The organism is Fuerstiella marisgermanici (assembly GCF_001983935.1).
GTDB classification, from domain to species: Bacteria; Planctomycetota; Planctomycetia; order Planctomycetales; family Planctomycetaceae; genus Fuerstiella; species Fuerstiella marisgermanici.
Map to the genome: position 1 here is coordinate 7,326,031 of NZ_CP017641.1, position 25,627 is coordinate 7,351,657.

General features: G+C 55.9%; 18 protein-coding genes and 1 tRNA gene. 11 read left to right on the forward strand and 8 right to left on the reverse strand.

The genetic code is table 11. The annotated features are described in order from the left end of the window. Positions 1-8 precede the first annotated feature (8 nt). Genes Fuma_RS27490 through Fuma_RS27500 form a run of 3 tightly spaced genes read left to right on the forward strand, consistent with a single transcriptional unit; the run spans position 9 to position 3,944 of the window. A complete protein-coding gene (locus Fuma_RS27490) occupies positions 9-1,160 on the forward strand; it encodes a hypothetical protein (protein ID WP_077026937.1) in 1,152 nt (383 codons plus the stop codon). After that, entirely contained in the window at positions 1,157-2,413 is a 1,257-nt protein-coding gene (locus Fuma_RS27495; RefSeq protein WP_077026938.1) for an FHA domain-containing serine/threonine-protein kinase, read from the forward strand. The genes Fuma_RS27490 and Fuma_RS27495 overlap by 4 nt, the downstream gene beginning before the upstream one ends. Before the next feature lie 52 nt (positions 2,414-2,465). Further along, on the forward strand, positions 2,466-3,944 hold the full coding sequence (locus tag Fuma_RS27500; RefSeq protein ID WP_077026939.1) for an arylsulfatase: 1,479 nt from the start codon (positions 2,466-2,468) through the stop codon (positions 3,942-3,944). Positions 3,945-4,224: 280 nt separating this feature from the next. Here Fuma_RS27500 and Fuma_RS27505 read toward each other — a convergent pair whose 3' ends face one another. The 5 genes from Fuma_RS27505 to Fuma_RS27525 form a co-directional block, all read right to left on the reverse strand. After that, complete coding sequence (locus tag Fuma_RS27505; protein ID WP_077026940.1) at positions 4,225-6,183, reverse strand: ATPase, T2SS/T4P/T4SS family; 1,959 nt, start codon at positions 6,181-6,183, stop codon at positions 4,225-4,227. 14 nt (positions 6,184-6,197) lie between these two features. Next, positions 6,198-7,331, reverse strand: coding sequence for a hypothetical protein (locus Fuma_RS27510; protein WP_077026941.1), 1,134 nt, complete (start codon positions 7,329-7,331; stop codon positions 6,198-6,200). A 9-nt stretch (positions 7,332-7,340) separates the two neighbouring features. Continuing rightward, positions 7,341-8,453, reverse strand: coding sequence for a GAP1-N2 domain-containing protein (locus Fuma_RS27515; RefSeq protein ID WP_077026942.1), 1,113 nt, complete (start codon positions 8,451-8,453; stop codon positions 7,341-7,343). 10 nt (positions 8,454-8,463) lie between these two features. Beyond that, complete coding sequence (locus Fuma_RS27520; RefSeq protein ID WP_145944412.1) at positions 8,464-9,726, reverse strand: hypothetical protein; 1,263 nt, start codon at positions 9,724-9,726, stop codon at positions 8,464-8,466. A gap of 370 nt (positions 9,727-10,096) precedes the next feature. Further along, positions 10,097-11,185, reverse strand: a complete 1,089-nt coding sequence (locus Fuma_RS27525) for a leucine-rich repeat domain-containing protein (protein ID WP_145944413.1) — start codon at positions 11,183-11,185, stop codon at positions 10,097-10,099. A gap of 322 nt (positions 11,186-11,507) precedes the next feature. Here Fuma_RS27525 and Fuma_RS27535 point away from each other — a divergent pair, with 322 nt between their 5' ends. Continuing rightward, on the forward strand, positions 11,508-13,418 hold the full coding sequence (locus Fuma_RS27535; RefSeq protein WP_158521158.1) for a sulfatase-like hydrolase/transferase: 1,911 nt from the start codon (positions 11,508-11,510) through the stop codon (positions 13,416-13,418). A 57-nt stretch (positions 13,419-13,475) separates the two neighbouring features. Here Fuma_RS27535 and Fuma_RS27540 read toward each other — a convergent pair whose 3' ends face one another. Beyond that, complete coding sequence (locus Fuma_RS27540; RefSeq protein ID WP_077026947.1) at positions 13,476-17,009, reverse strand: serine/threonine-protein kinase; 3,534 nt, start codon at positions 17,007-17,009, stop codon at positions 13,476-13,478. A gap of 584 nt (positions 17,010-17,593) precedes the next feature. Between Fuma_RS27540 and Fuma_RS27550 the strand changes: the two genes are divergently transcribed. Further along, positions 17,594-18,931: a right-handed parallel beta-helix repeat-containing protein gene (locus tag Fuma_RS27550; RefSeq protein ID WP_077026949.1), complete on the forward strand. Its 1,338-nt coding sequence runs from the start codon at positions 17,594-17,596 to the stop codon at positions 18,929-18,931. Positions 18,932-18,951: 20 nt separating this feature from the next. Here Fuma_RS27550 and Fuma_RS27555 read toward each other — a convergent pair whose 3' ends face one another. After that, positions 18,952-20,028: a zinc-dependent alcohol dehydrogenase gene (locus Fuma_RS27555; protein ID WP_229360755.1), complete on the reverse strand. Its 1,077-nt coding sequence runs from the start codon at positions 20,026-20,028 to the stop codon at positions 18,952-18,954. A gap of 261 nt (positions 20,029-20,289) precedes the next feature. On the opposite strand from Fuma_RS27555, the gene Fuma_RS27565 reads away from it, so the two are divergent. The 3 genes from Fuma_RS27565 (at position 20,290) to Fuma_RS27575 (ending at position 22,166) form a co-directional block, all read left to right on the forward strand. Further along, positions 20,290-20,363, forward strand: a tRNA-Val gene (locus Fuma_RS27565). A 108-nt stretch (positions 20,364-20,471) separates the two neighbouring features. Continuing rightward, positions 20,472-21,497 (forward strand): tyrosine-type recombinase/integrase, encoded by a 1,026-nt coding sequence (locus Fuma_RS27570; RefSeq protein ID WP_179954422.1) that lies wholly within the window; start codon positions 20,472-20,474, stop codon positions 21,495-21,497. A 225-nt stretch (positions 21,498-21,722) separates the two neighbouring features. Continuing rightward, positions 21,723-22,166, forward strand: coding sequence for a hypothetical protein (locus tag Fuma_RS27575; protein WP_077026952.1), 444 nt, complete (start codon positions 21,723-21,725; stop codon positions 22,164-22,166). On the opposite strand, the gene Fuma_RS27580 is transcribed toward Fuma_RS27575, so the two are convergent. Continuing rightward, positions 22,147-23,220 carry a hypothetical protein gene (locus Fuma_RS27580; RefSeq protein ID WP_077026953.1) on the reverse strand — a complete coding sequence of 358 codons (1,074 nt, stop codon included), beginning with the start codon at positions 23,218-23,220 and terminating at the stop codon, positions 22,147-22,149. The genes Fuma_RS27575 and Fuma_RS27580 overlap by 20 nt on opposite strands. A 467-nt stretch (positions 23,221-23,687) precedes the next feature. On the opposite strand from Fuma_RS27580, the gene Fuma_RS36905 reads away from it, so the two are divergent. The 3 genes from Fuma_RS36905 to Fuma_RS27595 all read left to right on the forward strand — a co-directional run bounded on the left by Fuma_RS36905 (position 23,688) and on the right by Fuma_RS27595 (position 25,589). Then, positions 23,688-23,885, forward strand: coding sequence for a helix-turn-helix domain-containing protein (locus Fuma_RS36905; RefSeq protein ID WP_414655193.1), 198 nt, complete (start codon positions 23,688-23,690; stop codon positions 23,883-23,885). Positions 23,886-23,997: 112 nt separating this feature from the next. Beyond that, positions 23,998-24,774 carry a hypothetical protein gene (locus Fuma_RS27590; protein ID WP_077026955.1) on the forward strand — a complete coding sequence of 259 codons (777 nt, stop codon included), beginning with the start codon at positions 23,998-24,000 and terminating at the stop codon, positions 24,772-24,774. Between the two features lie 155 nt (positions 24,775-24,929). Beyond that, complete coding sequence (locus tag Fuma_RS27595; protein ID WP_145944414.1) at positions 24,930-25,589, forward strand: hypothetical protein; 660 nt, start codon at positions 24,930-24,932, stop codon at positions 25,587-25,589. Positions 25,590-25,627: the final 38 nt, after the last annotated feature.

The following is a 25,627-nucleotide window of genomic DNA, read 5'->3' on the forward strand; positions in this document are numbered from 1 at the left end:
AGCCAGACATGAACCGTCGCACAAAATTCGTGTGCATATTCCTTTGCGGCATTCTGTGCCGCGAAGATTTTGCGAATGCCCAACGGGTGGTCGTCCCGTCCATTCAGTACCCACGTGGATATCGCCGTTACCACGGACATTACGGCTGGCATTCTCCCGGTACCGCGTTGTCTGCCCGCGTTCACGCGCAGGCGGATGTTATCCGTTCGACAGGAAAAGCGGCTGTTGACTTCGCCGCCGCGCGACGAATTCGAGCTGACGCTGTGCGAGCGGAGCTAAAGAACTCAGTCGAACGAACATGGTCCTACTGGCAACGGCGGGAGATTATCGAGACGGAACTTGCGAAACGAAAAATCGACGTCGCCGCTCGCCGAAAAAGAATCTCGGGCCGCACATGGGAAAAACTTAAACTGCATCCAGACCTAAGCCGAATTCAGATCGCGAACGGCGCCGCACTCAACTTTCTGATGTATCGACTGTCCGCAACGGCACTGGCCTGGGATCCCGCCGATCCCACTGATCAATTTGATTCGGCCGTGCTGGAATATCTCCGGATGGACCCCGACGTGCTTCACAAGCTGCGGCTTCAACAAACAGCGGGTACGTCCAGCTTTGTGTTTCGAGCTGATGAAGGGGTGCCGCTGAAAATGGATTGGTGGCCGTACCTGTTGCGACGTGATGAATTTGCGGCGCTGCGGGAGAACTTCGTTGCGAAACGTCAGGCAGTGATTGATGATGCAGCCGATGGGGAAATTACAGTCGCTTCCCTGGAAGCCCTTGAACTAGCGTCCGTGGATTTGAGCACGAAATTTCGCGAACGTTACAATCGCTTTCGCAGGCTTGCAGAAGGAGTTGCGTCGTACCGCGAAGCGAAGGACGCGGAGAACTTTCTGCGCAGTATGGATCTGGAGATAGCTCGTTTGCAGCGGACGGGTGATGCCACCGCGTTTGATCAAAGTCTGCGGTTTGCCCCGGATGAATCCGAACGACATCTCCCAGCGCTGGTTGCATTCATGGCTCGCAACGGACTGAAGTTCGCTCCGCCGCAACCAGGAGAAGAATCTGCGTACTTCACGACGTTTCAATTGCTGCGAGATTTCTATCTGGCGTATGAAGACGACGATGAAGGAATCAAGGATCCGAAAGCGGAAAAGGCATGAAGGTCGAACTGAAGGTGATCTCAGGACCTCACGAAGGTCAGGCATTTCAGTTTGACAGCCACGACACGTTCCTTGTCGGTCGTGGTCCGCAAGCTCATTTTCGACTGCCAAAGAAGGACAGTTTCTTTTCGAGGCTGCACTTTATGGTCGAAGTCAACCCGCCTCACTGCCGGCTGACCGATCTGGAAAGCACCAACGGCACTCTGGTCAACAATCATCGGGTTGAGCAAGCGGATCTGAAGAACGGAGACATTCTGCGAGGCGGCAAGACTCAGATTCGCGTCCGCATTCAGGACGACGACATCCGAGCAACTCGCCGACAGGTCGCGCCGCCCCCGGGTTCGATTGATACTTCAGGCGAAGGGCCGAAAGTTGCTGAAGCAATCAAATCGGAGACGCCGGTTCCGACACCCGCGTCGGTGAGCCCGTTGGAAATCGGTCCGTACCAGGTGGAACGAGAAATTGGTCGGGGAGGAATGGGGGTTGTCTATTTAGCTCGGCACAGCAGTGGTGGCGATCCGATCGCATTGAAGACGATTCGGCCCGACATTCAGGCTTCTGAACGCGACATCAAGCTGTTTCTTAGAGAAAGCCAGGTGCTGCAGTCACTTACTCATCCGCAAATTATTAGATTCATCGAGGTCGGCCAGGATCAGGGCCAGCTATATTTTGCAATGGAGTACGTGCCATTTCGCAATGCGGCGCAGTTGCTCGCGGAACGAGGGCCGCTACCGATTCCGCTGGCCGTGACGATTGCCAGTCAGGTGCTGGAGGCCCTCGAACACGCTCACGCGCAGCGATACGTCCATCGCGACATCAAGCCGGAGAACGTCCTGGTAAACGACGACGGATCGGACGTGCAAACAAAGCTGGCCGATTTCGGGCTGGCTCGCATTTACCAGGCGTCTCGGATGAGCGGCATTACAATGCAGGGCGATGCTGGAGGCAGTCTTGCGTTCGCTCCCCCAGAGCACCTGACCAACTACCGCAACGCCACGCCCGTCGGCGACCTCTATTCTGTGGGGGCCATGCTTTATACGCTACTGACGGGAACTCTAATTTACGACTTTCCCGATTCCGTCGCGAAGGCGGTGCTCATGGTTCTACAATCCGATCCTGTTCCGATTACCGAACGCCGTCCCGACCTGCCTTCCCGGCTGGTTGACACCATCAACAAATCACTCCAACGCGAACCCGCGTCGCGGTTTGAAACGGCCGCCGAAATGCGGGCAGCGCTGGTCGGATGGACGTAGCGTCGTTCTTTTGTACATTGGTCGGACTACATTTCACGTCGAGGAGTCTGTCATGGTCGGTTCGTGCTTTCGCTTAATGCTTGCTATTGCCCTGTTCGTCCCGTTAAACGTTCGCGCGGCCGATCAGCCGAACGTGGTTTTCCTTCTGGCCGACGACCTGGGTTATCGCGAACTGGGTAGCTTTGGGCAGGAGTTGATTAAGACTCCGCACCTGGATCGGCTGGCTCAGCAGGGTATGAAGTTGACTCAGCACTATTGCGGTAATGCCGTGTGTGCCCCGTCGCGATGCGTGCTGATGACGGGCAAGCATCCGGGGCATGCTTACATACGCAGTAACAAAAGTACTCCACCGGAAGGTCAGGAACCGATTCCCGAGAACGAAGTCACGCTGGGAGAACTCATGCAGGCCGAAGGCTATGTGACAGGGGCATTCGGCAAGTGGGGGCTGGGCGGGCCGGACAGTTGTGGTCAGCCGCTTGATCAGGGGTTCGATCGCTTCTTCGGGTATCTGTGTCAGAGTCACGCTCACAGCTATTACCCTTCGTACCTGCGCAGCGATCGCGGCAGGATCGAACTGGATAACAATCCGGCCATCAATGGACACGCCAACTTTGCGAAAGGCGATGATCGTTCAGACCCGAAGAGCTACAACCAGTTTAAGGGCACCGATTATGCTCCGGATCGCATCAACGCGGCCGCTTTGGACTTCATCAGAGCCAACAAAGATAAACCGTTCTTCTGCTACTACCCCACGGTGATTCCTCACGTGGCTTTGCATGTACCGGACGAGGACCTGAAGCCTTACCACGATCTCGGCTGGAACGATCCGCCGTTTACGAAAGAAGGAGGCTATGGTTACACGCCTCACTTCACACCGCGAGCGGCCTACGCGGCCATGATTACTCGCATGGACCAGTACATCGGCAATATCCTGAATTTGTTGGACGAACTGGACCTGGCGGACAACACGCTGGTCGTGTTTAGTTCAGACAACGGGACGACTCATCTGGATAAAGAAGTCGACTACACGTTCTTCAAGAGCGTCGGAGAGCTGCGTGGTTTGAAGGGTTCGCTGTACGAAGGCGGCGTGCGAGTGCCCACGGTGGTTCGCTGGCCGGGGCGAGTGAAAGCGGGTTCGCAAAGCGACTACGTCAGCGGTTTCGAAGACTGGATGCCCACGATTTTGAAAGCCGTTGAAGCGAAGACGAAAGCTCCAGCGAACACCGACGGCGTCAGCATTCTTCCAACGCTGCTGGGTACGCAACAGCCTGAACGCCCCTTTCTGTATCGTGAGTTCGCCGGCTACGGTGGCCAGCAAACCGTTCGCGTCGACGATTGGAAGGCCGTGCGGCAGAACCTTAACAAAAGCAAAACGATCAAGACGGAACTTTACAACATCGCCGAGGACATCGGCGAACAGAACGATGTCGCCGCCGACCACCCGGATGTGTTGCAAAAACTGGAACGCATGATGGCCGAACAGCACGTAAAGTCGAACCTGTTTCCGCTGCGAGCAATCGACGGCCGGTGAACACTGGCGGGCGGTTGGCGTGGCGAACGAGTGACGTTGCGAGCCCGGAATCGCCTGCGTTGCTCCCGCTGGTCGCTGGAACTGCAGCCTGGCACTCCGGCAGCGGTAGGGCAGGCTCACTGCCCTATCGAATTGCAATCAGTATGCCCGCGGGGTGTGTTGCATTCCGCTGGCCGACATCGCGTGATATTTTATTTTGCCGTGAGCTCCAGCCATACAGCGTCCATCAAGCCAGGTTGATTCTGCAAATCGGACTCATCGTGAATGGTTCGGTACCACCTTATTCGACGCCGATCACTCGGTCGACTTCATCGAAGGTGGTGACGCCCTTCCCGACCAGCGAATAGCCGTTCTGGCGCAGCGACGTGAAGTCTCGACTGCGAACGGCTTTGCGGAGATCGACGATGGAGGGCTTGTCGTGAATTGCGTCGCCCACCTGCTTCTTTACGTCGAGTAACTCGAAGATCGCTCGCCGGCCGGAGTAGCCGGTACCGAGACACTTTTTGCAGCCGCCCGGTTCGAAGATGGCATCGCGTGCGCTCGCGCCGAGTCTTCGTTTGTCCTCTTTGTCCGGGCGACGGCGGACTTTGCATTCGTCGCACAGTGTTCGGAGCAGGCGTTGCGACATGATCAGGTCCAGAGCCGACCCGACCATGTTGGGGTCGGCGTTCAGGTCCAGCAGGCGGAACAGTGTGGACAGCGTGTCCGGAGCGTGGACGGTGGACAGCACGAGGTGCCCCGTCATGGTGGCCTGCATCGCAATTTTAGCGGATTCGGCGTCGCGAATTTCACCGATCAGCAGGACGTCCGGGTCCTGTCGCAGCAACGCGGGCAGCATTTCTTTGAAGCCCTTGCCGTGATCTGCGTCGATGTTAATTTGAGTGATCCCGTTGATCTGGTACTCGACCGGATCTTCCAGCGTCATCACGTTGCGGGACTTAAAGTCCACGCTTCGCAGCATTGAATACAGGGTCGTCGTTTTGCCCGAACCTGTTGGGCCGCACATCAATACCATGCCGGCGTTTTGAGTCATCACGCCGTTAATAGTGCGAACGAAGGACGACGGGGCTCCCAACTGTTTCAGAGTCTGCGGCGCGTTTTCGGCGTCGAGGACTCGGATGGCGACTTTGTGTCCGTGAACAGACGGCGTAAAGCTGACTCGATAATCCGACCGTCGCCCGGGAGCTACCGATGAGTAGTTGCCTTCCAGCACGTCCTGCGATGCTCCCAGTTTGGTTTCGCACAGCACTTTCACGATGCCGAACAATCGCTTGACGGATTCTTTGGGGAATTCGACAAGGTGAACAAGCGTGCCGTCGATGCGCATGCGAACGTCCACGCCGGACGCGGATGGTTCCATGTGAATGTCGGTTGTACGAGACTGGAAACCAATCAGCGTCAGCAAGCCCAGCAGGTGCGGGCCGTCGCCGGTGCCGATGTGTTCCCGCACGCTGACTTCTTCTCCGCCCGATCCCACAAATATGAGCTTGTCCAGCGAGAATCCGAGGCTCCGCAGAGTCTTGTGGATGTGTGATAGTTTTCGCAGGTGAGGCGGTTCGGTGCTGTCGTCTTCGGCACCACCAAACAGAAAGCCCATCAGCCCGCCGCGTTTTTTCTTTTTGTTCTGTGTTGGTTCGACGTCGTCGAAGATGTTCGATGCCGGAGCCGACTTCTTTTTCTTTTTGCGAGGTGGCGGGTCGTCTGGGGCGTCGTCCGATGATGCGGGTCGTTTGCGCCGTTTTGGTGGAGCTTCTTCGTCGTCTTTGGAGCGTCGAGCTCGGCGAGAACTCGGCGCGTCTTCCGAGTCGCGGCTTCGTCGGCTAACTGCACCGCTTCTCGCGGCCGGAGTGCGTCGGCGGCGCGAACTGCCCTGCTCTGTCCCTTCGTCCTCACTGGAGCGTGAGGACCGGCGTCGAGATGTGCGGCCGCCACTGGCACTGCTTCGACCCGGCCGCCGACGCACAGGTTTGTCGTCGTCGACCAGCGGAGCGTATGGATCGAGGGGCTCGTCGTAGCTTCCGCCTTCGTCGTCGAAGTCATCGCCGAGTTCAAGGTCGTCATCGTCGTTGTCGCCCGGAAACAATTCGGGAAAGTCGTCCGCGTGCGACCAGCGTTTGCCGTCCGTTGATACTTCAAAGTGACGACCGAATCGACCGCGCTTTGCCATCGAATGCAGTTTGTCGATGGATAACGGCCCGAGCCGCTTGCCGCGATTGCGTATGAAGTATCGAGTTGCCACGGCGTCTCCGTTGTTTAGAAAATCACAATCCACGCAATGACCAACACCAATAATACACCAACCGCCACGCCGCCGATGGTCATCATCTTCTTCTTGTTCTGTTGCTTTTCGAAGTCGGCAATGCGAGCTTCGTATTTGCTCAGGACGGCATCGGGAATCTCGAAGTCTTCGTACTCTTCCAGCCGGTCGTAGAGGCGATAGATATCCGGCATTGTACTACTGGGAGAACGCAACACCTTCTGGAATTTTTTCACTTCGTTGGCGAACTCACGCTCTTCTTCTTCTTTCTCGCCCAACTGGCGAATCCAGCGGAACATGGGAGCCGCTTCGTCTTTGGCCTCCTGAAAGGCGTCTGATGTTTGATCGCACTTGGCAGCGGCGGCTTCCCATTGCGAGGCCAGATCGCGAGCCAGTGAACCGTTGCCGTTTTCTTTGGCGGCACGCAACTGTTCGGTCAGCTTGTTCACGACTCGGACAGCGTCCATCCGGCGCACCTGTTCCATCAGCTTGTCCAGCCGTTCAACAATGCGTCGATCCGGCTTGACGGCCCAGGGCTTATTATGAATCTCGTCCGACAAACGACGCACGGTCGCGATATCGCGATTTTTGACGGCGTCGCGACTTTCATCCGCCAGTTGGCGAATGCGAGCCTGTTCATAGGATTTCAGATCCTCCTGCCAGTAAACAGTCGCCAGATCTCGTTTGGCGATCTGCCTCAGCAGGTCGATGCGACTTCGCAGCGGAGCCCGGCCCAGCGACATCACTCGAAATTTTCGCAGCAGCCGTTCCAGTGGCGCGTCTTCGGAATACGCTCCGTTTAAGTCCGTGGCGATGTCGATTTGTAGCTCGGGAGTGACCGTGATCCCGATCTCGGCGACGAAGTCGTTCCATTCCGCCAGTTCAGGGAAGTCGAGGATTGAGACGACTTCCAGCAGGTTTGGTTCCTGTTCGGCCAGTTGAATGGCTTCGCTACGATGACCTTCTGCCAGCAGCGCATCGCATTCCCGCAGTCGTTTGTTAGCAGCGCGGATTTCAGAATCCAGTTCGTTGTGCAGCCGTTCCAGCTCTTCACGATCCGGGTTCATGGTGCTGGCCAGAGTCACTCGGACGCTTTCCAGCAGTTCATGAATTTCAGCGATGTCAGCCATATTTGTTGTCTACGATAATTTCTGTACTGCAAAAAAGACGAGAACCGCGATCACTGCACCGAACAATCCGAGCACAAGCCACAGACCGGTGCGCCGATTCTGACTGCGCGCACCTCGCCGACCGCTGGATGAGTCTGCCGAGGCATTGTTACGTTCTTCGTCAACGAAGTCTTCTTCATTGTAGTCGAACGGATTCGCCGCCGTCACAGGACGCGGTCGTGCTTCCACTGGCCGTCGTCGGCGTCGTCTGGAATGCCGACCGCCGGTGGATTCTGCGGCCGGCGGAGCTCGTCGACTTTCCGAAGTCGCCGACGAATGAACGAGTTCCGGTTGGCACTCCCGGGCGGCCTGGACAAAAGGATTGGAATCCGAAAGCTCGCCCGCCGAACCAATCGGATCGACAAGTGCCCCCAGCGAACGAGCTCGCAAACGCCGCGCTTCGCCGGTGCCGTCGAGGACGAATCGCCAGTGGCATTGCGTTCCCGGTGCCAACCTCGAAAAGTACGTACTAAAGCAAAGCTTCCAGCGAAGTTCCGGGGGCACAAGCTGCAACGCTTCATTTAGAAGGTCGATCGTGCTGTCGGTGTGCGGCACGATGATCGAAACCGGCTTCATGCCGTTGACCGCCGCTTCGCCAAGCATGCCGGCCCAGCCTGCGTCGCCGAAAACAGATTCCCACGTGTCGAAATCGGTGGAAGTGCTGGCGTGACCGCTGGGGAGATTACGCGGCGGCAGTTCTTCCGGATCGTCGTCCCAGCTTTCGCACCAGAATCCGTCGTCTGTAAATAACGAAACGGGCCCATGCGGATATTGGGCCGTTTCGGAGCTCGTTAAGGCAAGGTGATGAGCGATCTTATTCGTGCGGCCGCTGCAGTCGATTCCGGCGTCGGCAATTCGTGACACAACATGGTAGATCTTCCGCTGCACTCGAACGATCAGGTGCGAATGGTTGACGGGCGGCGCACCACCGGCCGCCGCTTCCGAATGCCGATAGCCGCTTAGCGATTCCAGTTTCTCATGCAGCGCGCGAGGAATCCCTTCCGTTGCTGCGACCGTGCAGAAACCTTTGGCCCCGGTTCTGAGTCCGCGGCGAACTGATGTGTAGACAACTTCGAAACTCACGACTGTCCTGTTACACGGCCGACCGCCGGACCGATGGGATCAACCCGGTGCTGGTTTGATTCAGCAGATACAACAACGGAACTTCGGCCCACACCGGCGTCACCGCCTGAGGTCGCACACCCAGCATGCCGGTTTCCGGATCCTCTTCCGGCGCATGCCCCAGTGCCGACACGGGAATGTACGTTACTTTCTCTGCAAAGCCTTCCGCCGCGTTGACGAACTCAGGCGCGAGTTTCGCCATAATCGTTCGCAGCTTGTGAGATACTTCTTCAATCAGCGTATTGTCCAGCCCGGCGATGCCCTGCTTCGAATCGCGAATGGGATCCTCCAGCTCCGTCCATTCCGGCCACAGCGTTGGCGCCCACGCGTCCATCTTTGTGATCACCACGATCAGGGGCTTGCCATATTTTTGCTGCTGAGCCAGTCCGGAATGCGTGCGAATTCGGTTGGCCGCTTCGTGCAAAATCTGGTCCTGACGGTGGCTGCGACCGGTCCCCTGAATTTGCGGGTCGCTGCTGTCTGCCTTGCATGCTTCACGAAACCGAGCGTGCTGAGTCGGGTCGAACAGGAACAGCAGCCCGCGAGAAATGTTCAGGTGCTGCGTCGCTGGACTGATCGAAGATTCACCACCTGGCAAAAAGTGTTCCCCCGCGTTGTCGTACAGGCAAATCGCTCGGGAGATCTCGTCACGCTGTTCAGTCTGCGGGTGGTCCGCCAGCGGCTGCACAACGAAGACAAACGGCCGCGGATACCAAATGGTTTCGTCGCCAAACTGCACTGGCTGATAAAGCTCGCCTTCTTTTTCCGTTTTCGGAATCCACGCCAGCTTGTCGGGATGTTCGTTAAAGAACAACCGTTCTTCGGATTCGTTCAATTGCCGATTGGAGTCCGGGTCGGCGTCTGAAATGCTAAGCTTGAATCGCTGCCCCATCGCCTGCCGCATCTGCCATGTCGTGGTGGCCAGCATGTGCGATTTGCCCGACCCTGGCGATCCCAAAATGGAGTAGAAGATGCATCGCAGCTCGAACATTGTTCGAGGAATCACCAGGTGACACTTCGGACAGCACACTTCGCTGCAGAAGGAACCCTGGCTGTCGATCGCGTTGCCGCCGGCATCAAAACGAGTCGGCAGAAAGCGGCGCTGAACATCGGGACCCAGACGAGCGTCCCCATACAGCCGTGGATGAGCGGACGCCCACAGCGTCTCCGCCGGTTCAAAACGATGCCAGCAATGTGGACACGTGATTTGGGATAGCAATCCAGATTCGGACAAAACGGTCTTCCGTACAGCGGTCAATTCGATTGGTTGCAGTGAGCCGGAAGCCCAATGTTTCCAAAGGGCCGTAACAGGACTCACATGTGCTTAGTTTTTTGCAGGAGGAATCAAGAAGTGGTCCGACCTGCCACGATCTGCTCTAAGCACACCTATCCTGCTTCCAGGATGCTCCCTTAATTACAGGCGGCCCCTTATTCTGGCGTGAATGTCAGTCCAATAAAAGAGTCAGCGGGCGATTTCAGTCACACGCCCAGCACATCGGACTCGCCCCAATTTGGGATTCTGAGTCCGTCTACGAAAGAAGCCCGGCTTTTCGTTTCAGCCGGGCTTCGGAGGCGAACTTGCAAAGGGTGTTCAGACGCAGTGGCTACTCGTTATCGACTCCACGAAAGTGATTGTCGACCACTCGGATATTCAACGCATTGTCCTGCTTTTCCAGTTCCGCCATGGTAGCTTCATCACAGATACCTTGCGACACATACAGCGCGGTGAGGCTGCCGTGGTCTTTCTTCAACAATTCGAACATGGCCGCTTCGTCCTGAATGCCGGAAATTGACAAGCTCCGTAGATTGGGTAGCGAAGCGAGGTTCTTGATTCCGTCGGCGGAGACGTGAGTGCGTGACAGCCAGATTTCCTTCAGGTCCTGCAGCTGATTCAGTTCAGCCAACCCCGCATCAGTGATCTCGGTGTCCTCAAGGTTGAGTCGACGTATGGCGGTAAGCCTGGCGAGGGTTGGCATCGAGGCGTCCGTGATTGCGGTGCCGGCCAGTCGCAGGTCTTCCAGATTCTGAAGCGTTGCCAGCTTTTGAACGCCTTTGTCTCCCATTCGAGTGAACGACAGGCCCAGCATTCTTAGTTCTTTAATCGAACTGATTGCATCCGCTGACTCATTTCCAACAGGCGTTTTCCGAAGCCGCAGCTCACGGAGCGTGGCGTGATTCTGCAGCTTGGCCACTCCTGCATTCGTGATATCGGTTTGGTTTAGGATCAGTGACTCCAGCGACGGTAGCTCCGTGATTGTGTCGATCGCTTCGTCGGTGATCAGTGAACGTGTGAGCACTACGTTACGTAGCGAGCTGAGTGCGGCGAGATGAGCAACACCGCGGTCGGACACCTGAGAATTACCGATCTCAAGGTCGACCAGTCGCACGCCTGAAGAAATCATCGTCAGCCCCTCATCCGTCATCTGAGATGAAATCAGCGCCGGGGTCTTTCCATCATTCACCTCATTGACCAGTTCCATGACTCGCGACTGGTCTTCGAGCACCTTGGCGGCCTTGATGCTGCGGTCGATGTCTCTTTCGGTCGTTGTCAGCAGGTAAGTTGCGGCCGACGTTCCGGCCATCGCGAAGACCAGCGTGGCAATTCCGACGCGGCGCCCCGTAGAATGGGAGGCCGATTGCGGCCGGGAGGGCTCCGGCACAGGGCCTTGGATCGTTGAAGTTGCAACAGACATACGCAATATCTTTCTCTATCAAGAAATCGAAAGGCCGAGCGTCCGTTGATCACTTGCGGGGTGGTCGGCACGCGAACCACAATCGGTCGCATGAACATTGAACCTGCGACGCTGAATTTAGATTCGTGAAATACTGGAAGATTTTTCGCGAACAGAACTTGAGAATTTGCCGGCCGCCCGTCCGCTCAAAATGTTCTGCCGTTGAAACCCCCGTCGTGAGATTCGTCCAAACAACACCCACTTTCTGTAGCGATCACGATTGCGGAATTCATGCCCACCTGAATGTTCAATCACGCTCTTCGCCACCCCATGGAACGACCTGATGCACCCAAGAATCCTGACCGTGAAATTTGCCGCTGCTCTGTCAGTCGCCATCGCCCTGCCCCTGCCTATGAGTTCTGCGGTGGCGGGACCAAAGCCGAACATTGTGTACGTTATGGCCGACGAACTGGGCTATTACGAATTGTCCTGCATGGGGCATCACAATTTTCAGACGCCCAACATTGACCGCATGGCGTCGGAAGGTATTCGGTTCACTCAGTGCCTGGCCGGATCCGCCGTGTGTGCTCCGACACGCTGCGTTTTGATGACGGGAAAGCACAGCGGCCACACGTCCGTGCGAGTCAACGGAGGTGGTACTCCGCTGCGGTCTGGCGAGGCCACAATTGCGTCTGTGCTGAAGAATGTCGGCTACGCAACGGGCGGCTTCGGCAAGTGGGGCTGCGGCGGACGTGGTTCCACAGGGGTTCCGGAGAAGCACGGCTTCGATACATTCGTCGGCTACTATGATCAGGTTCACGCTCATTCGTACTTTCCGCCATACATCGTGCGGAACAGCGAAGAGGTCATTCCGAAGGGTAACAAGGGCGGCAGCAGCGGTGAGACGTATTCGCACTATGTGATCGTCGACGAAGCGATGAAGTTCATCACTGCCAACAAGGACAGGCCATTCTTCTGCTATATGCCGATCACACCGCCTCATGGGATGTTCAACATCCCCGACGAAGATCTCGCGTGGCAGCTGTTCAAAGACAAGCCATGGCCCGAAGACGCCAAACGCTATGCCGCGATGGTTAACATGGTCGACCGCCAGCTGGGCGACGTTTTCGCTCTGCTGAAGAAGCTGCAGCTGGAGGACAATACGCTGGTTGTCTTCTGCGGCGACAATGGCGGGATGGACTACTTCAAAAGCCCCGAACGCCCACGTGGTTTTCACGGCCCGAATGTGAACCCGGCAACTGGCCAGGAATTCCGCGGTCAGAAAGGGCAGCTTTATGAAGGTGGTTTGCGCATCCCAATGATCGCTCGCTGGCCCGGCAGGATCGCTCCCGGCCAGGCAAGCGACTTGCTGTGCTACTTCCCCGACATCATGCCGACCGTGGCGGAGCTGGCTGGCGCGAAAACGCCAGACGACATCGACGGTATTTCGATCGTGCCGGAACTTTTCGGAGTCGACGCGGCTGGTCGGAAGCAGTCACAGCATGAGTATCTGTACTGGGAAATCGGTCGCCAAACCGCTGTCCGGATGAATCACTGGAAAGCCGTTCGTCCTAAACCCGACGCACCTTGGGAATTGTACGATCTTGCGAAAGACCTGAGTGAAACAACTGACGTCGCGGCTCAACATCCTGACGTGCTCGCCCAAATGGAACGTTATGCCGCTGAAGCTCACTCGCCCGCCGTTGAGGGCACGTTTCACGACCCGGCGATCCACGAAAAGGACAGGCAGGCCAAATGGGGCAGCACGCGACCTCCTCAGAAAAAGAAAGCCGGTCGTGTGAACAAGCTCAAGAAGCAGGGGTTGCTCGATCGGGCGAAGTGGAAGCTTGTTCGAGTCAGCAGCGAATCGGTCGGCAACCGCAAACTGGCCACAAACGCTTTCGACTCAGACCCCGGCACATGGTGGCACACGTCGTTTCAGCCGACCGCTGATAAGCACCCGCACGAATTGGTGATCGATCTTGGAACCGAACACGTGATCCGAGGCTTTCGCTATCTGGCCAGGCAGGATGGTGGTTGGAACGGAGCAATCCAGAAGTGCGAATTCTGTGTCTCATCCAGCCCGGACAACTTTGATGCTCCGGTTGCGAAGGCGACATTCACCAAAGATCGAGCGTCGCAGGAAATCACGTGCGATCCGGTCAGTGGCCGCTATGTTCTGATTCGAGCTCTCTCCGAAGTTAACGGAGGTCCGTGGGCGTCGGCTGCCGAATTTGGCGTGGTGGGCGACTGACTGGCCGACTGACTGTGGTCGGCTTCGTTCGGCGCCTTCGCCCATGTGTCGGCCAAGTTAGTTGAGGACAACGGGCAGCGCGGTTGCCAGGGCGTCCTTCGGTACGAAGTACGGTGTCGTCAAACCGCCGATTTGCGTTTCAAGGTCGGCCAGCATCGACTTGCGAGTTGACTCGTTTGCATCCTGCCAAAGTTCGCCAAGGGCCATCATCGTGTCGAGTGTTGTCGACCAAACGGGATCGGACGAACCGGTGACGACCAGGCTCAGCGTTGGTGCTCCATCCTGGTCATCATCCGTTAACTGAAACACAGCAGCCTGCTTCTGATCTTCGACCCTCAAGCCATCGCTGGATAGTCGTGCGGCGATCGCTTCCCGAATTGTCTTGCGTACCTCTTCGCCACTGTCCTTCAGCAGAACCTCAACGCTGACCGCGCGGCCGGGCGAAATCCAGCCAGCCTCGGAGTTGCTGATGATACTTAGCGACTGATTGATTGCTTCCCACGGGATTTTCCTGACGCACAGCTTTGTCGGTGCGTCAGCGAACACGCCCATCAAGTGGTCGTTGTCGTACAGGTGAACGCGATGGTTTCGCGTGGCGTCGGCGGTCGCGACGATGCGACCGCTGGACCGATGCAGGACGTCGTCGCCGATCAGCCATGCTTCGCCGTCTGCAAACCAGCTTAACACGCCCGCATCGACGTCGGGGTTGTGGAACGAAATGCGGCCGTCCACCACGAGCTCGCCTCGATTGTTCCAGCACAGTAGCCGAGGTTCGGGGTGAGTGGCAATGCCGGCTAACTCCATGTTGTCGGCCGAAAAACTTAACGATTGCAGCGATGCATACACGAGTTCGTTGCCATCATCTCTCTTTCGGCTTTCAATCACCTTGCGAAGGCTGCTGGCGGGACGATTGGCGGGCGTCTGCATCTGCCCAACCAATTTTCCGCCCGCCGTTGTGATGACAATTAGCCGATTGTTTGCGACTGCCGCAATGAATTCGCCAGTATGATTGATCGTCGTGTTGCCTGGTGTGACGCGTGCTGATGGCAGCTTCAGCGCTTTGCGTTGATTGCCATTGGATGTGTCCCAGGTCAGTAACTCGTCCGACCAGCGACCTCCCACATTCAATGTTTTCGATGACAACAAAATCGCATCGGAATAGCGACCACTTTCGCCCGGAGCGGTGAATTTTTTCTTGCCCGTCTGAGTATCCCAGACGTCGATGTTTGTGTTCTGTTGGTTCGGAAGTTTGTCAGCCGCTGCGAAAAGACTTCCGTCTGATGACACCGCCGTGAAAGCACCGTTTACGCGTTCGCCTTCCAGCGTTGAGATCACGATTTTGGCATTTGTGTCCCACACCCGATTGCCGACGATGATCACCGGGCAGCCTGGCGGACCTGTGGTAATCTGGTCACCCGGTTCGAATGGAATGGTCAGAACCGTGTTTGGCGGCGTGTCCCCGGCTGACAGCGCATCCACGGTCGGCTTCAGGACTGAAGTAGACTTTGAGGCGTCCGACATGCCAGTGGGGGAGCTGGAATCTGATGAAGCCGGATTCGCAGTGCTATTCGCTTCGCCAATTGGCGCCGACATCGCGACAACCGGATCGGAACCTGGATTATTCGCTTGCGGTTTTGGTGCAGGCGATTCAGCAACTTTGGCTGGCGGTTTTGTGTCGCCGGCTTTCTTCTTTCCGTTCTTCCCGTTGCCGCTCCTGGATTGGTTTTCGGGTTGCTTTGCTGCGCCATCATTTGCAAGTTCAGCGGGAGTGCCGGTTCTCGCCGCGTATTCGTTGTACTCAGCGGACAAATCGGCGGAAGCGCCCGTATTCGCCGTGTTCTGAGTATAAGCGGGCTCGGGGTCCCCTTCGGACATCGCCCATTGCACTACGACGCTTAGCAACAACGCACACAGTCCCACTGCCAGCACGACAACCAATGCGGGGTGAACGCTCTGGCCGAAGATCTGAGTATTGCTGTCACTCGCTTTTGAAGACTTCTTCTTCGCCGAACTCGCACTTTTCGCCGCGCCTCTACGCGGCGGCAACGGATCGGCTTCCAGCCGTTCGTCTGCGATGTCCAACCATTCCATATCCGGATTCGCTGCTCGCCGCGGACGAGCCTGGCCGCTGCGCGAAGAACGGTTGCGGCGTGGCTTTGAGTTGCGCCGCACAGAACTTTGAGATGACCGAGTCGAACCGGACGAAGCGGCTCGTGTGCCTCCCGATTCGTTGCTGAAATCAGCAACAGGGACAGCCGTCTGACCCAGCGGCGCACGCAATCCTTCCAGCACGGCTTCTGCAAATTCCTCGCAACTGTCGAAGCGGTTTTCCGGCTTCTTTTCGATACTCTTGCGAACCGCCAACGCCAGTTCTCGCGGCACATCAGACCGAATGTCTGACAACAGCTGGAGGTTCTTCTGCGTCTGGTTGATCATTGTTGCCGTGGCGTTGTCACCCTGCATCGGTGCCTTGCCGAACAACGCATGGTAGACCGTGATGCCCAGAGAATATTGATCGGCTCGACCGTCGTAGGTTTTGCCCAGTACAACTTCCGGCGAAATGTAGTTCGGTGTTCCCAGAACAACTCCGGATGCCGTGTCCGACGGATCGATGTTGTCGTGATCGCCGTACATGATTTTGGTCAGACCAAAGTCGCTAACGTACGCGTTGCCGTCTTCGTCAAACAGAATGTTGGCAGGCTTCACATCGCGATGCACCATTCCCTTGCGGTAACAGAAGTCCAATGCGCGAGCCACTTCCCGCAGCCATGACTTCAGCAGATCAGGTTCCATGCCGATGCTTTTTTCGGATCCCTTCTTGATCAGATCCGTTAGTGTGCCGCCCGACAGCAACTGCATCACAACGTAGGGCAATTCACAGTATTCGCCAACATCCAGGACCTTGACCACGTGGGGATGAGTCAACTGGACCAGCAACTGGCTTTCCCGACGAAACCGTTCGCGGATATCGTCGTCCGTCATCTTTTCCGGCTTGGGAACCTTCACCACCACGTCGGTTAAGAGGCGACTATCCGACGCTCGCAGCACGTAGGCCATGCTGCCTTTGCCGAGCTTGTCGATTACTTTGTAGCGACCGTTCGCCAGTGAAACGCCGATCAGATCTTCCGGCTTCGAAATCAGATCTGTCGACTTCCGCAAGTCGCGTGAGGTTTTCAGCCGCGATAGTTTGCCGGCACCGCTGCCCGCCGGCAATCTCTTCAGGCGACGGCTCTTGCGCTGTTCTGAATCGTCATCGTCGAAGGTGTCGCTGACCATGTCGACGGATGTTTCGGACTGAGCAATCGATGCTGATTCTGAATCCGGTATGGCTGGCTTGATGATGGCAACTTCCGGCGCAATTTCTGACTCGTCGGCCGTTGCAACAACCTGTTTGGAAGTTTGCAAAGTTGCGCTATCAACTACCGCCGACATCAGCAGGCTACCCAGCTGAGCCCAGGTTTGGCCGTCATCAGGCGTGCATTCGACGGAGTCTTCCACAACGCCGGCCGCGTGCTTTTCCAGCAGCCGCTGTAACGTGTACTGTTTCGACAGACCTCCGTCCGTCTTGATTCTGTAAGTTGGATCCGTCATACCGCCATTCGCCTCACGCGATTGCAGCGAAGTAATTGTGTGAAGTCCGCTCAGCCAGCTTGTATTGTTCGATCCCGAAATACCGTGCCAAAGTAAGGCATCCGGATGTGCTGTTGAAGTGCTTCATCATGGTTGCGTGAAAGTTGAAGGAAATCCATGCGAAAACCGTGCCGAGCTCGTCGAACGCCGCTCCCCTGCCCGACTGGCGCATTTCTCATCTGATGGTGTCAGATCTCGCTTCAGAATTGTACACTTTTCCGCGTGAAGAGTCGGAATACTACCCAGTCCGTTCCGGATTGATGGGAGTTCAGCGATTTTTCGGTGGCATGGGCCGGGTGGGTGACTTTTAGGTCGAAACTCGGCCGACCTGACCGCTGTGAGACCGAAAATTCTAAGCATGACGGTAATCCGGCCCCCCATGGCGATTATGTGCGGCGATGAAGGCTGCGCGGGACGTTGCTGTGGCGGAGCTGGTTCCTGTGGCTCCCAGGCGTTGACCGCACTCGCTCGCTGTTCGTACATTGAACGCTGAGTCATTCTTCGTTCAGGAATTTGTTCTACTCAAGTCCGCAGGGATCATTGCCATGCCGAAATGGAATCGACGAAGCTTTCTCGGAACCGCTGCGATTGCGTTCAGTGGCGGTGTGCCCCGCCTTTTCGCCGACGGTCGCCCACCCGTTACGAACGCTCGAGCCACCGACGGCGACGAACGCTTCGAACCTGACTGGGACGAACGCCTGACCATCAAAGTCGGCACGAAGTCCGGCGATCTGGTCGGCACGAGCGACAAGGTCATCCAGGCTGCGGTCGATTATGCAGCTCGGCTTGGCGGAGGAACGGTCGAACTCTTGCCCGGGACATTCACGCTGCGAAACGCCATTTACCTGCCGTCGAAAATTCGACTTCGTGGCAGCGGCGACGACACAATTATTACGCGAGGAGCGTCTGAGGCGATTGCGTTGTCGGCCGATTCGGACTGGTATGATCAGGAGATCACTCTGGCGAAACCTGGCGGATTTCAGGTTGGCGACGGAGTGACACTCACTGCAAAGAATGCAGACAATGGCAGCAACATCGTCATCAAGCGAACGTTGGTGGCAAAGTCCGGAAATCGCTTCAAACTCGACAACGGCCTGCGCAAAAATGTGTGGCTGACCGGAATGCCGCAATGCTCGTCTCTGTTTCCGCTACTCACCAGTGAATACACGTCCGACGTCGTGATCGAAAACCTCACGCTGGACGGCAATCGAGCCAACTGCACGAACCTGAACGGCAACTACGGTGGCTGCATTTTTCTGCAGGACTGCAATCGCTACACGATGCGAAAAGTGACGGCTCGAAACTACAACGGCGACGGCATCAGCTTTCAGATTTGTCATGACGTCGTCGTTGAAGACTGCCACAGTCACGACAATACCGATCTGGGAGTTCACCCCGGTTCGGGTTCGCAGCGACCGCTGATCCGGAAGAACAAACTGGACCGAAATAGCCAGGGCCTATTCTGGTGCTGGGGGGTGAAGTACGGGCTGGCAGAAGGCAACCGCATCGACGGAAATCGAAGGTACGGCATTTCGATCGGCCACTGCGATACCGACAACGTGATGAGAAACAACGTGGTGACGAATAGCGGTGAAATCGGCATTCTGTTTCGCGACGACAGCCGCGGTGCCGACTTCTGGGCGAATCGCAACCTCGTTGAAAACAATCGCATCGTGAACAGCGGCGGCGACAATGGAGTCGCCATCGACATCACCGGAAAAACGACGGACTCACGCATCCTCAACAATGAAATCGTGGAAGACCGTGCTCCTTTAAATCGCATCGGAATCCGCATTGGCGCGGACGTCGGGAAAGTTACGCTGGCCGATAACAAAGTGAGCGGCGTCAGCAGCAACGTGCAGGACAACCGCACGGCTTCATAGCGATGTCGCGCCTTGAATAATTATGCGTTCGCGCCGTCGCGTCGCCCTGCCGGAAAGTCGACTACGACCTTAATTGCTCCTTCCTTCCGATCACGAAACACATCGAAGGCATTCTGGATTTTAGCCAGCGGAAATCGATGAGTTAACAGCGGCGACAGATTGACTCGACCTTCCGCCAGCCACTGCATCGCCAGTGGGAAGGTTCGTTCAAAGTCGGGATGCAGGCTTGTTCGAATCGTGATGTTCTTCAGCATTGCTTCCTTAAACTGCAAGCCGTCCAACAGCACCGGCGGTACGCCGAAGTAGAGAATGTCTCCGTGATGTTGGGTTAGCGACACGGCGTCGTTGAATGCCTGAGCTTTATGCCCCACGGCTTCGACAACGACTTCGGGCAATCCGCCATCCAGAATGTTCGTCACGTCCGCCAGTGCTTCGCTGCCAACGCCGGTGACAACATTCGTCGCCCCCATTTTCAGCGCAAGGCTTGTCCGCTCCTCGACTGGGTCGATACCGACAATCCGGCGAGCTCCCAGATTCCGTAGTCCGGCGACGAACATCTGCCCGATCGGCCCCAGACCCAGCACAACGACATCTCGGTCGATCATGTTTGGCAGCTTTTTCAGCGCCCAGACCACAGTACCGAACGGTTGAGCCAGCAACGCAATCTCGTCAGTCAGCCGATCATCCAGCGCGATGGCTCGTTCTTCCGAAAGCACGTACCGTTCCCACAGCCCCCGCTGCCCCTCGGGGACCGCCAGAACGCGAGTGCCCGGCTTCCAGCGAGTCCCATTCGTGGCGACGACAGTGCCCACCATTTCATGCAGCGACATCCCGGTGGGCTGAGGATAAGAAATTTCGTGGCCTTCGAATTCGCCGTCAAAAAAAGGAAGGTCCGACCCACACAGACAGGTGGTTTCGGGTTGAAAGACGATCTGTCCCGCTGCGCCGTCGGCCAATTTCGGCTCGTCGATTTCCACCAATTCAATCTTGCGGCGAGATGTAAACTGTCCGGCGATCATATTTGTCTCAACGAATGTGTGAACCAGTGGAATGGCGATGATGTCGTCCGTAACGCAGCCTGAACGCCGCTTGTTCAACGGGAGTCAGGCTTCAGAACGTACGGAAGGAGCTTTTTTTCATCGGCCGCGCGAATGGCGTGACCCGCGTGGCCTCGTCAGAGGCTACCGATCCGTCCGAGTCGTTCCAACCCAACGCGGATGTCGACGCAAACCGAACTACCGCGTGCCGCCCCTGAATTCTCAGCCGCCCCGTGCCGAAGACAATACCGCTGAGTTTGGTTGCAAACGCAATCTCGAAGATTGATCTCAACCGGAACGACTGCTAAACTCTGCGCCGCCGGACCTATAGCTCAGTTGGCTAGAGCGCCACGTTGACATCGTGGAGGTCACAGGTTCGAGTCCTGTTAGGTCCACTTCAGAAGCCGCAGCCCTCCAAGGGTTTGCGGCTTTTTTCGTTGACTTCGAGAACGGAAACGTAAGGCTGTACCCTTTATTCGTACCCTAAACGGAGGATAAAGGGAATGGCACGTCAACCAAAACCGTACTTCCGCAAGGCCCAAAATCGATGGGTCTGCACGATCGATGGTAGACGAATTACGCTCGGCAAAGACAAAGCTGCAGCGAAGCAAAAGTTCCACGGCCTCATGTTGGACCGGCGGAACGTCACGAGCGAGATTGTTACTATCTACGATCTCTCCCAGATCTACCTCGATTGGTGCGAGGCCAACCGATCTGCCGGAACGTACAAGAATCATCGGCGGTATCTCAAGGGCTTTATCGAGTCCATCGGTCGGACGGTGAGGATCGCCGCTCTGAAGAAGCATCAAGTTCTGAAGTGGTCTGAAACAAAGGGAACCTCCACCAGCCAGAATGATGCCATCTCGGTGGTTAAGCGGATGTTCAACTGGGCAATCGAACAAGAATATCTGGAGGCTAACCCGCTTCACGGGATCAAGAAGCCACCGAGAAGGCGGCGTGACATCGTTTACACACCGCAACAATGGAGACATATCCGCGAACATGCGACGGAGCCATTCTTGTCCCTGATTGATTTCATCTGGTCAACAGGCTGTAGGCCCCGAGAGGCACGCACGATCGAAGCTCGCCACATTCACGGCGATACGGCAATCTTCCCAGGCGATGAGGCCAAGGGTGAGTCAACACGGGTTATCTTTCTGATTCCACAAGCAAAGGAAATCTTGGACCGTAACACACGAGAGGATGGACCTTTATTCCTCAACACACGTGGCAACCCTTGGACGAAAGATTCAATCAAGTGTCGGTTGAATCGTATTTCAAAGCGTGTCGGGTTCCGATGCGTGGCTTACGGAGCTCGTCATTCGTTCGCCACAAATGCGCTTATCAACGAAGTCGACCCTATTTCGATATCGCATCTGATGGGGCATAAGTCGCCGCGAATGGTTGGTGAGGTTTATTCTCACTTGGCCAGAAACCCAGCGTTTCTCAAAAGGCAGGCACAAAAGGCCGTTGTGCAGGCTTCGAGCGACCATTTGAATTCAACAGATCACGTTGCCTGCTCCGATTAGCTCCTAAGCTTCGTGCACGTCTACGCTGCAAAACCCGTTTGGTTTGCAGCGCGCCACGTGTCAATTAGTGTCAATTAGTGGCAATTCCAAAAAAAAACATTTTCGCGCCGCCGCGCACGATTTGTTGGACCGTAAAAATGCGGCGACTTCGTTGCAGAAGTTGCTGTTCCGCAGCAACGAAACATATAGACAACCAGGAAGCAAACAGTGTATTCGTATTTGTCCATGAGCTACGAAAAAAACGAACCACAATTCATGTTGGTGCAGAAATGGTTTCTAAAGTATGCGGAAGATCCATATCTTCGCGCGAGGCCCAACGATGTCGTGTTGGTCTGCCAAGCTGTGTTGGAAACTGCCGCACAGACGTATCTTGGCAAGTGCAGCCATCAAATAGCGCAAGGTGTGGCGAGTGGCTTTACCGATATCTGTTGGCGACGAGAACTACACTATCGCACGGATGAAGAACTGAGAATCAGCAACAAGTGGATGTGTGCAGCCAGTCGTTGGGTCGGACTGCTCTTTGATGCATGTAATGAGCAGGAAGAGCTTGGTGATGTACCGTCAGAGTTGATGAGGAATTTTCGGTATGCCGTCGATTATCACAACCTTGTGATGCCGGACGAGGAGCAGGTCGATTTGCAAGCCTTGCTTAACCCTGCGCTCGAATGAAGCCTTCCGCGTCTTTGACCATCTGGTAACTATCTTTCGGATGTCTGGACACAGCGTTGAGCAGGGCTGCGACAGCATCAGTGTGGTCGGGCCCTGAGACTGCGGCAAACAGCTGGTGAATTTTTTCGAGATCGTCATAGCAGCGCTTGGCAAGTTCGTGTAGGTGTGGGAAATCGTCGGGCAGGAATATATTACGTTCTTCGGCATAACGCACCATATGAACGTACCGATGCATGACCTGCGTGTGGAATGGAAGGACAACGGCGAGAGTCGCGATGTGCTCAGGCGCGACACCTGCCCAGGCTTTGTGAAACTTGTTGTCATGATCAATGACACGCAAACCAATCTCAAATCGCTTCGGGCTAGAAAGCATCGCAATTTCTTTCGCGATGCTTTCTACAATGGTCTTGAGTTTTCGGCGGATGTCTTCTGCTTTTTCAGGGGCGTCTCTCAGGAGAGCCACAGCGTGGCGAACAACGAGAACTTCCACGCCTATGCGCAGCTGAAGTGAGGCCGCACACCGCTCTCTAGTCCATTCGCGGTAGGTGTAAATTTCGTCGCCATCAGTGTCGTGATCCTCCAGCAAACCTTCGCGACACAGTTGTTTGAACACAAGGTGCTGGTTGTTCACGGACAACTCAAGGTCATTGATGTACGGACGGTGATGCTCGTGGATGTACCCCCAGAAGTCGACTGTGAACAGACCACCATTCGCCTGACCATAAGAGAAAAAGGCGTTTGAAAGCAGCTCGCGCCGCAGGAAGTTTTTATAGCGAGCCATTACGGGGTTGTAATTTCCTTTGTGCGTCTTGTCCGGGCGGTGGTTCAAAAGAGCCCCCTTGCTGACACCAAAGGCGGCGGCGAATGCTGAAATGGTCGGCATCGTGGCAAAACCCGTGTCACGGGCGGCTTTGACCGTTGCCCTCGCAAGCGATGCTTTCCTCGCCAGGTCCGCGACACTTTCAAACTTCTCGTAGTAGTGCATAAAGGTGTCTAGATCGATCTCTTCGCTGCGCGGGTGACCTTCATGAAGTTCTCGTGTTGACGAATTCATCGAAACCTCCTGAACCTGAACAATCGGAGTTCACATCGGTTGCCATTTAACCGGCCCGGCAAAACTGACGCAACCGATGGCGGGGGCACTCAGGCTGCTGAATCTGACGCTAACTGACAGTGGCAGATAACTGGCTGAAGTTTTCAGTTAATCGTCATGGGAAAAACATCGATGCAAACGATCATGTCCCCTAAAGGGTTTGAGATGTTGCGATTCGTCAGACTCCAGACCACTGTGTTCCGAGCGAGTAGAACAGGCATTGCTTGTTCGCATGCACACTTCGTTGCGTCAGCAGCGTGGGAACCCTGCACGCCTCTTTCACCTGGTCCACCGGCACCATTGATGTGGATAGAGGCTGACAAACGAATCGTGCCGATGCAGTTCGGAAGCGTGCACGGGGTCCACATTTCGGAGGAAAGCTACTCGTCATGACTATCGCCGACAATCACGGGCAGTCGATCGGACCGATGCTCACGGTTTCAGAAGTTGCAAATCAACTCAATGTTTCGCGCGCACTAATCTATCGCGAAGTGAAATCCAAACGTCTTTCTGCATACCGGATTAGAGGTCGCATTCGGATCTCGACGATGGATCTGTCCCACTACCTTACGCAACAGCATGACCGCAGTACTGATGTTCTGCGACCCCAAAAAAAACACTTTTAGGGAGTGCCAGTCGTCACTGTTGGTCAACGGCTGAAGTGTCCGTTACCAGCATTTTTACTTACGCCATTTTGGCTTTTTCCCATCGCCCATTTTTGAACGAGAGGACTTTGTCATGAGGAATCGATTGCTCAAACCACGGCCACGCTATTGCCATGCCGTTCTATGGCTGGCCGTAGTCTTGGCTACCTCTGGATGTCAGGATCAAAAGAAGATTGCCGCAGAACGGAATCAGGCCATCGAAACGGCCTTGGCTAATCGGAACCTCCAGCATCAGCGGGATCTGCAGCAGGCCACTAAAGCGGCTGCAGCAGAAGCGGAGGCTGATGCGTTGAAGGCAGCTCAGCAGGCGGCAGCAGACGCGCGAACCGATGGTTTCCGGTCAGGAGAACTGGCCGGAAAGGCTGCTGTGCGAGAAGAGTTTGACACTAAGGTCGAGCTTGAGCGAAACAAAGCATTTGATCAGGGAAAGGCCATCGGACACTCGGAAGCGTCCGTGACGTACTTCGAAAAGGGAAAGCTACTGGGCGAGCAAACAGGACGCATCAATGGTAAGGCGGAAGCCGAAGAGAAACTGCGGCTTGCTTCAGAACTTGCCGTGCAAGAAGCAAAGGCGGAAGCAGAAAAACTCGGGCGGTTGGAAGGCATCGAAGAAGGACGGCAGCAGGCCAAGCGACACTCCCTGCTCGAAAAGAGCATTCTGGGAATCTGCGTCGCTGTTTTTATGACGGTCCTTGGCTTCTACCTGTTGCTTCGCCGTCAGGTGAGTCAACAGCCGTACGTCATCGTTCAATCTTCGCATCGAGTCGCTGACGAGGCACCTCTGACGTCTTACTTCATCTCTCCGGCTCCAACCGAGCAGCCGGAGATCATTGAACGAAGAGTGTCGTAGCGATCCGCAATCACCACGATGTTCGTTTTGAGGCACCGCTGTTGGCGTACCAGCCAATCACAGCGGGCAGTGGTTTACGTTTTACTCTCAAGAATGAAGGAAAACTTATGCAGTCGCCGTCTGAACCGTTATTCACGCGATGGAGGGCTACACACTTGTGGCAACCTTTCTCGCTCATCGTTTGTTTTGCTTTGACAGCCGCCCTTGGCATTTGGATTGAGCAGGCAACTCTGCTGCTCACTAGCTTTCTGGTCATCTGTGCGCTTGGTGGTCAATGGGTTGTTTACAACTTCTGGTCGGGGCACAACCGCCAAATCCACGCTACAGAAATCGACATCGACCGTTGTCTGCGAATGACTGCACAACAGGTCCGGGGATTGCCGGGAGGTGAGCGAGCCTCGATCTTTCTTCAGATACTAAAACTCGTCATCAACCGTGCCGAATCCAAGCGAGGCATCGAGCATCACGCAATCCTCGCCGCCTTTCGAAATCGTGCTCTCGAAAAGCCTCGATGCATTCACCGTCTTGGCAAGACGATGGTGAGTTTCGGAATGGCAGGCACGTTAGTTGGGCTATCGATGACGATGTATGCGGCGAGTGACGTAGTTGAGAATGCAGAAAGCGTTCAGGCACTCACGGCGGCGCTCGTTCCGGCTTTCGGCGGCCTCAGCATGGCGTTCTCGACAACTCTGGTCGCTGTGTTGCTGGGCACCGTCTGGCTGGGTTCACAAGCCCAACATTGTCATGACGCGATCAATCTGTACTTCGACCAACTCGATGGCTACCTCGGCGGCTTTCAATTCGGCGACCGCTAATTGAATTCTCTTCACTCAATGTCCCTTTTTAACCCGGA